This is a genomic window from Rhodococcus sp. P14 (assembly GCF_000256505.1).
In the GTDB taxonomy this organism is placed as follows: Bacteria; Actinomycetota; Actinomycetes; order Mycobacteriales; family Mycobacteriaceae; genus Rhodococcus; species Rhodococcus ruber.
Genome location: NZ_AJFC01000121.1, coordinates 1 through 4,019 on the forward strand (window position 1 = coordinate 1; position 4,019 = coordinate 4,019).

The 4,019-nt window shown below is 70.9% G+C and carries 2 protein-coding genes and 2 pseudogenes; 2 read left to right on the forward strand and 2 right to left on the reverse strand.

Features of this window, described 5'->3' with window-relative positions; genetic code table 11:
• Positions 1 to 514: pseudogene (locus OEY_RS0108765) on the reverse strand (hypothetical protein); the annotation flags it as partial.
• A 244-nt stretch (positions 515 to 758) separates the two neighbouring features.
• Positions 759 to 2,072, reverse strand: a complete 1,314-nt coding sequence (locus OEY_RS0108770) for an acetyl-CoA C-acetyltransferase (RefSeq protein ID WP_010593511.1) — start codon at positions 2,070 to 2,072, stop codon at positions 759 to 761.
• A gap of 143 nt (positions 2,073 to 2,215) precedes the next feature.
• Between OEY_RS0108770 and OEY_RS0108775 the strand changes: the two genes are divergently transcribed.
• A complete protein-coding gene (locus OEY_RS0108775) occupies positions 2,216 to 3,562 on the forward strand; it encodes a 3-oxoacyl-ACP reductase (RefSeq protein WP_010593512.1) in 1,347 nt (448 codons plus the stop codon).
• Positions 3,562 to 4,019, forward strand: a pseudogene (locus OEY_RS0108780) (dehydratase); the annotation flags it as partial. The gene OEY_RS0108775 and the pseudogene OEY_RS0108780, both read left to right, overlap by 1 nt.

A 4,019-nucleotide genomic window follows, 5' to 3' on the forward strand; every position in this document is an offset into this window, starting at 1 on the left:
CCGGTACCTCTGACGGCGTCGCCGAGCGGGCGGTCGCGTCCCCCGCGACGGCGGGCTCGCGGGCGGCGTCGTCCGACAGGCTGGGGAGGACCTCGGTCTCGACGTCGGCCGCAGTGCGGTCTGTCGCCGGCCCGACGGCGTCGGTGCGGTCCGTCGCCGGCCCGACGGCGTCGGTGCGGTCCGTCGCCGGCCCGACGGCGTCGGTGCGGTCCGTCGCCGGCCCGACGGCGTCGGTGCGGTCCGTCGCCGGCCCGACGACGGGCAGCACGGCCGTGGGCGCCTCCCAGGGCGGTACCTCCGCCGGCGGTGCCGGCTCGGCGTCCGGGCCCGACCGGGCGGGCTCGGGCGCAGCGTCGTCGGCGACGGACGGCGGGGTGTGCTCGGGGCTCTCCCCGGGGATTGCCTCCGACCGGTCACCGGCGGCGTCCTGAGCCGCAGCCTCCGGTTCGGGGACGACCGATCGAGCGTCGTCCTGGCCGTCCTCGGGGTCGTTCGTCCCGTTCTTGCCGCTCACCCGTGTCCTTTCACCGGGGTGCGCCCCGGTTCGGGCACACCACTCGGTATCCAGCCTAATGTCGGATTCCGAGCGCTCCCGATCGGACGGGCGGCCGGAGCGCGCACGGAGAAGCGAAAGACCTCGCGCTGCCGCCAGGTCGGGGGTCAGGCAGCAACGCGAGGTCGCCTGGTTTATCGGTGGTCCCGCCCGGGCGTTACAGACTTCCGAGATTTTTTCCGGACGGGACCGCGGGAAGCGGGACTCAGGCCTCGAGAATGGCGGTCACACCCTGCCCACCTGCAGCGCAGATGGAGATCAGGCCCCGCACGGGCTTGCCGGTCTCCTGCTTCTTCTCATGCAGCATCTTCGCCAGGGACGCGAGAATGCGTCCGCCGGTCGCGGCGAACGGGTGCCCGGCCGCCAGCGACGAGCCGTTGACGTTGAGTTTGGTGCGATCGATGGACCCGAGGGGAGCGTCCAGGCCGAGCCGGCCCTTGCAGTACTCCTCCGACTCGAACGCCTGGAGCGTGGCCAGCACGACGGAGGCGAACGCCTCGTGGATCTCGTAGAAGTCGAAGTCCTGCAGGGTCAGGCCGTTGCGGCGCAACAGGCGCGGGATCGCGTAGGTGGGGGCCATGAGCAGGCCGTCACCTCCGTGGACGTAGTCGACGGCCGCGGTTTCCGAGTCCACGAGGTAGGCGAGCACGGGGAGCCTGCGCTCCGCGGCCCACTCCTCGGAGGACAGCAGCGCCGCCGACGCACCGTCGGTGAGCGGGGTCGAATTGCCCGCGGTCATGGTGGCGTCGCCGAGCTTGACTCCGAACACCGGCTTCAGGCCGGAGAGCTTCTCGACGGTCGAGTCCGGGCGCAGGTTGTCGTCGCGGGTGAGGCCCAGGAAGGGGGTGACGAGATCGTCGAAGAAGCCCCGGTCGTAGGCGGCGGCCATGTTGCGGTGGCTCGCGGCGGCGAGTTCGTCCTGCGCCTCGCGGGAGATGCCGAACTCCTTGGTGGTGACGGCCGCGTGTTCCCCCATGGACAACCCCGTGCGGGCCTCGCCGTTGCGGGGGATCTCGACACCGAGCATCGACGGCCGGACCTGGCCGAGCAGCTTGATGCGGTCCCCCGTCGAACGGGCCCGGTTGAGGGAGAGCAGGAACTCGCGCAGTTCGTTGTTGACACCGATGGGGGCGTCGGAGGTGGTGTCGACTCCGCCGCCGATGCCGGCCTCGATGCGGCCGGCGGCGATGGCGTCCCCCACGGAGATCACCGACTGCAGGCCGGTGCCGCAGGCCTGCTGCAGGTCCCAGGCGGGGGTGTGGGGGTTCAGCGCGCTGCCGAGCACGCACTCGCGGATCAGGTTGAAGTCGCGACTGTGCTTGAGGACGGCACCGCCGACGACGGCACCGAGCCGCTCACCCTGCAGATTGAACCGGCTCACCAGGCCGTCGAGCGTGGCGGTGAACATGTCCTGGTTCGAGGCGCGGGCGTACGTGCGGTCCGACCGGGCGAACGGGATCCGGTTGCCGCCGAGGATTGCGACACGGCGCAGCTGCGTGGAACGGGCGGTGGTGGTCACTGACGTCTCCCGGGATGCTGGTGGATGATGGGGGTGAGTACGGGCTCTCGCTACTATTCTTACTCGCGAGTAAGTTCATTGTCGACACCACATCGTCGGCCCCTCCCGACAATACCGACGTCCGAACCAGAGAAGGTGGAATCGTGGCTGAAACCAAGACCGCCCCCGGCCTCTACGCCCAGTTGATCGGGTCCGCGCCCGGAGCATTCCTCGCCAAGCAGTTCGGCCTGCCGCAGCCGGAGAAGCTGCGCCGGTACGAGCCGGGGCAGCCGCCGCTGGCGGGCCCGCTGCTCCTCGGGGGCAACGGCCGCCTCGTCGAACCGATCCGCACGCTGCTGTCCGACTACCCCTTCGCCGACCCCGCCGACACCGAGTACGGCGCGCTCGTCTTCGACGCCACCGGCATCACGGACGTCGCCGGGCTGGAACAGCTGTTCACCTTCTTCCAGCCCGCCATCAAGGGCCTCGGTCCGAGCGGACGTGTCGTCGTGCTCGGCACCACCCCGGAGGAGGCGTCCTCCGTGGACGAGCGCATCGCCCAGCGCGCGCTCGAGGGCTTCACCCGCAGCGTCGGCAAGGAGCTGCGCCGGGGGGCCACGGCGCAACTGGTGTACGTCTCCCCCGACGCCGCCACCGGACTCTCCGGTCTCGAATCCACGCTGCGTTTCCTGCTGTCCGCGAAGTCCGCTTTCGTCTCCGGTCAGGTGATCCGTGTCGGAGCCGGCGACGCGACGGCGCCCGAATCGTGGGAGCGTCCGCTCGCGGGGAAGGTGGCCGTCGTGACCGGCGCCGCCCGCGGCATCGGCGCCACGATCGCTGAGGTACTCGCCCGCGACGGCGCGCACGTCGTCTGCGCGGACGTGCCGGCGGCCGGCGACGCCCTGTCGCAGACGGCGAACAAGGTCGGTGGGGTCTCCCTCGCACTGGACGTCACCGCCCCGGACGCGGGCGACAAGCTCGCCGACTACCTGCTCGAGCGGCACGGCGGCGCCGACGTCATCGTCCACAACGCCGGCATCACCCGCGACAAGCTGCTCGCCAACATGGACGCCGCGCGGTGGAACGCCGTCATGGCCGTGAATCTGCTCGCCCCCCAGAAGATCACCGAGAAACTGGTCGAGCGGGGCGCACTGAAGGAGGGCGGCCGGGTGGTCGACGTGTCGTCGATCGCCGGCATCGCCGGCAACCGCGGCCAGACCAACTACGGCGCGTCCAAGGCGGGCGTCATCGGCATGGTGCAGGCGACCGCGCCCGTGCTGGCCGAGAAGAACATCACCGTCAACGCCGTCGCGCCCGGCTTCATCGAGACGGCCATGACCGCAGCCATCCCGGTGGCCACCCGCGAGGCCGGCCGGCTGATGAGTTCGCTGCAGCAGGGCGGGCAGACCGTCGACGTCGCCGAGACCGTCGCCTGGTTCGCCAACCCGGCGTCGAGCGCGGTCACCGGCCAGGTCGTGCGCGTGTGCGGCCAGTCCATGCTGGGGGCGTGATGGCTGTCGTCGAACTTTCTTCACGCCCTTCGACTCTCGACGTCTACTCCCGGGCGGTGCTCTCGGCGCTGCCGGTCGTGGGTGCTTCCGGCGACAGCCTGCCCGACGACACCCTCGTGCTGCGCGGCCTGCGCGTGGACCCGGACAACCTGGCCGGGTACACGAAGGTGTGCGGGCTGCGCTTCGGCGACACACTGCCGCTGACCTACCCGTTCACCCTCACGTTTCCCGTCGTGATGAAGCTGATGGTGTCGAAGGGCTTCCCTTTCCCCGCCGTCGGTTCCGTTCACGCCGAGAACGTGATCGAGCAGTTGCGGCCCGTGTCCGTGACCGAGCCGCTGGATCTGAGGGTGCATGCCGAGAACCTGCGGGAACACCGCAAGGGCCTGCTCGTCGACCTGGTGAGCGAGATCAGCGTCGGCCGGGAGCCGGTGTGGCGGGGGGGGGCGGCGGTTCC